Annotated in this window: 4 protein-coding genes and 1 pseudogene; 2 read left to right on the top strand and 3 right to left on the bottom strand. The window is 64.5% G+C overall.

Features of this window, described 5'->3' with window-relative positions; all coding sequences use genetic code 11:
- On the top strand, nucleotides 1-181 hold a 181-nt coding region (locus tag IEW07_RS21350; protein WP_229742027.1), incomplete at its 5' end, for a hypothetical protein.
- A 731-nt stretch (nucleotides 182-912) separates the two neighbouring features.
- Here the strand turns inward: IEW07_RS21350 and IEW07_RS20570 are convergent.
- The 3 genes and pseudogenes from IEW07_RS20570 to IEW07_RS21340 all read right to left on the bottom strand — a co-directional run.
- Nucleotides 913-1,272 carry a GNAT family N-acetyltransferase gene (locus tag IEW07_RS20570; RefSeq protein WP_188540642.1) on the bottom strand — a complete coding sequence of 120 codons (360 nt, stop codon included), beginning with the start codon at nucleotides 1,270-1,272 and terminating at the stop codon, nucleotides 913-915.
- Between the two features lie 444 nt (nucleotides 1,273-1,716).
- Nucleotides 1,717-1,839 (bottom strand): Lsr2 family protein, encoded by a 123-nt coding sequence (locus tag IEW07_RS21345; RefSeq protein ID WP_229742028.1) that lies wholly within the window; start codon nucleotides 1,837-1,839, stop codon nucleotides 1,717-1,719.
- Between the two features lie 62 nt (nucleotides 1,840-1,901).
- Nucleotides 1,902-2,048, bottom strand: a pseudogene (locus IEW07_RS21340) (Lsr2 dimerization domain-containing protein); the annotation flags it as partial.
- 479 nt (nucleotides 2,049-2,527) lie between these two features.
- Here IEW07_RS21340 and IEW07_RS20560 point away from each other — a divergent pair.
- A partial coding sequence (locus tag IEW07_RS20560) for a hypothetical protein (protein WP_229742026.1) occupies nucleotides 2,528-3,460 on the top strand: 933 nt, incomplete at its 3' end.

Raw genomic sequence — 3,460 nt, 5'->3', positions numbered from 1 at the left:
GGGGGGGGGCGGCGGGCTCGGGCGCTCCGCGCCCGCCCGGCCCCCGGCGCTCCGCGCCGGGGCGGCCCTCCGGGCCGCTGGTGGGTGGGTGATCGGGTGTCGTAGGCGGCTCACCGGGACGGCCCTCGCCCTGCGCTCCGCGCAGCGCGGGCCGCCCTTCGGGGTGTCCGTGGCTGAGTGAGGGAGGGCAGAACACACCCCGCGCGAGTGGACACCTGGAAAGAGAGCCTGGGACGAGCGCGTAACACCCCTACCCCGTTGGGCGGCCCAGCACCGGCCCCTAGCCCCTTCACGTCCTCCCCTCGAGGACGCCCCTGGACGAACCACACCCAGAGGCCGGCCCCGCCGCGCCTACAGAGCCCGGCTGGGAGCCCAACATTTTCCGCATGCATGCACGCATGCCCCACAGAATCCCGCAAACACGCCCACCACTTCCCCCACCCTCGAAAGCCACCCCCAAACACACACGGCACGCCAGGGCGGCCTACCAGGCCGCCAGCAAGTGCCTGCCCGGGTGTCCCAGCAAAACGCCCTCGCACACCGCTCACGCACAGCCCAAGACGCCCCTGGGAGGTGTCCTCGACCTGGTACAGAGGACAGAGTTGCCCCGGGGTGGGGCGTGCGTGGGAAAGGGCCTAGGAAGAGGGTGGGCCCCCAGCGCGCTGCCCGGCCCCACCCACGAATCCCCTTACGCCATCGCCTCAAGGACACCCAGGCTGAAAGCCCACTAGAAGGCCCCACCCCTACCCAGCAAGCCACTCAAGGCCTCAGCGGGCCCTCCATCGCCCTGGCGCCCCTGCAACATGAGCAGAACACCCTATTTTTCGCATGCATGCACGCAGAAACACCCCCGGCATGAGAACAGTCCCCCGTCAGAAACCCTCGGGAGCTGTTCTCACCAAACAGACCTACCTACCAGCTGTTTTCAGTAAATGCTTTCCTAAATCCAAAGTCTTCATGTTGCACCTTTTTATCATCTTGAAGCAAGCCGATATTTGGTAGCCCAGGAATGATAAATTCTTTTGGTTCATTTAGATTGCGAACCTCAAATCCATGCCGCTCATAACATCGCCTCAGCTTGGCATCATCACCTTCCGCCCACCCAAACCAGTCCGCCACACCAGTTGCCCGCTCGTGATCCTCCATAGCTTTTAGCAAAAGAGATCCGATACTTTTATACCGGTAGTCGGGGATTACAACAATATGAGCCAGATTTCGAATGCGTCGTGCGACTTCAAGAACTGCTTCTACACAACTTATGCCGCGCTTCATCGCATAAGCACGACACTACATTTGACCTCAGGGCGGCATTTGGGATGGAATTCGCGCCCCCAATGATTTGTCCGTTACCGCCCTTGATTGTATAGCAAACGGCGTCTTTGGAGTAAATTTCGTTCGGATTTTTGGCACTGCGGTAGCCCGTGGACCCCATTTGATAGTGTATTTGTGGAAATATCCATTACTTATCCGCGCTTCTGTCGAGGTAACGACGCGAGTGATTGTCACACCCGCACATTCCGCCGAAACCCCTCCGGTATTCCCGAAAACTTCGTCGTGCGCGCAGTTAATTATTCTTCCCTTTTCCGCTTTGCGGTCTCTCGTTCCCACGCCGCCTGCTTTTTTATTTCGTACCATTGGCGCCCCCATGTTGAGAGTCATCATCAGTATTTAAGCGTTCCCATCCTTCTGCGCGGACCGGTAGGCGCCCTTGACGTGCTAGTGGATCCGGCCGCGGTCGGAGACGTCGTAGCCGTTGACCTTGACCCGGATCGCAGCGGCCTCCCCGCTCTTGCCCTGCGTAGCGCGGGAGGTGGAGCGGGTGGTCGGCCCTCGGGGCAACTCTTGCGTACCGCGCTGCTGTACAGGGCCAGCACTTCGCGCAATTGCTCGGCGTTGACGGTGCTCAGATCAATTTCGTAGTCCCGGCCGTCGAGGCCAAACCGGACGGTTTCTGCCGCTTCGGTGTCGTCGATATCCCCGATGGGGATGATCTGCACGTCCTCGCCGTCTATTACTCTTTCTCGCTTTGGCCAGATACCCGCTGACATCCATGTTTATACCGTGGATGTCAGTTGGCGGCTCGGGCTTTGCGAGCGCCCGTAGCGGGTGGGCCTTTTCCGGTGGTGTGGCACTTTGGGGTGTGATCTTGTCCCCGGGGTGCGGGACTTTTCGGCGGGGGATGGGGCCCGGGGGCTGGCCTATGAGGAGTCCGCCTTGGGGAGGTTCATGTCGGGGGCCCTCATGGCGGCAGGACTGAGGTGTTGCATCTGCGAAACTGCGTCCGTGGTGTTTGCTCCCCGCTCTGCTCGGCTGTCTGCTGCCCTGGTCTGTGTGCTGGCGGTGAGTGGGGTGCTCCGATCAGAATCCGAAGGTTGCCCCACCGGCAGAGGCTTCTGTACCGGCGAGCGCAAGTAGTTTTGCGGTGCTACCCATCACGGGTTTCCCGGCTTCGTCTGCGGGCGCGTCCGCGGAGCCGAGCGGCATTCCCTCGCCTTCGGTGTCGCCCTCCGTGCCGGCGGAGCCGGCCGTGGCGTTGGAGCAGACCTTCATCTCCCCGGACGGTGCGCTGAGCTTCGGCTACCCCTCCGGATGGACGGTTGCGGTGCCGGAGGAGGCCTCCGAGGAGGTGCGACGGTGGGTGGTGAGTGACGCCGCTGAGGAGCAGGTGCTGTCGCTGATCGTTCGCCCGGATGAGGGCATGTACAAGGTCAGCCCGCCGCTGACCCCGCTGGTGATCCCGCAGGGGCAGATCCCAGGAGTGCTGGAGGGGCTCGGGGCCCCGGCCGTGGCGGCGGTGGCCGCCTCACCGGGGCAGAGCGTGGGCGGGAACGCCAGTGTGCTCTACGGGATGACCTGGGCCACCGGGGCGGACCCGGTGTTCGGGGACATCCGCTGGGGCGAGGGGTATCTGCTGTCCTTCTCCGGGCACCAGATGCTGGGCCCCCACACCGAGGTCGACATGGCCGCCGAGGCCGAGGAGTTCGCCGGTGGCTCCCGGTTCCGCACCCAGATTCTGCGCATCCTCCAGTCCCTCACCGCCACCGCCGCTCCTGCGGCTGCCCCCCGGTGGGCAGGAGGCGCCGGCGGAGACCCCGGTGGGCAGGAGGCGCCGGCGGAGACCCCGGCGCCCACGCCAGGTCCCGAGGGCAGCACCGAGGCCGCCTGCACCGGGGTGCAGTACACCTACGAGAATCTCCAGGGCATCACCTGCCCGGAAGCCAAGGCGATCCTGCAGGTCGTCACCGACACCGGCGAACCCATCGGCGCCCGCGCCCACCGTTCCCCGGCAGTGGTTGAGGCCATGAAAACCCGTCCCGGGGAGCCCCACGTGGCGCCGCTCAACGCCATGGTCCGCGACATCAACACCGATCGGGGACTGGACCGGCGAGCGCCCTGGTTCGACCCGGGTGACGGCGGGATCCATGCCGAAGTGCTGTTCCTGCTGGAATGCCCCGGGGGG

It is taken from the genome of Kocuria dechangensis, from assembly GCF_014636775.1.
In the GTDB taxonomy this organism is placed as follows: domain Bacteria; phylum Actinomycetota; class Actinomycetes; order Actinomycetales; family Micrococcaceae; genus Kocuria; species Kocuria dechangensis.
The sequence above is the reverse complement of the archived record's forward strand: the minus strand, read 5'-3'. Positions and strand labels throughout refer to the sequence as shown.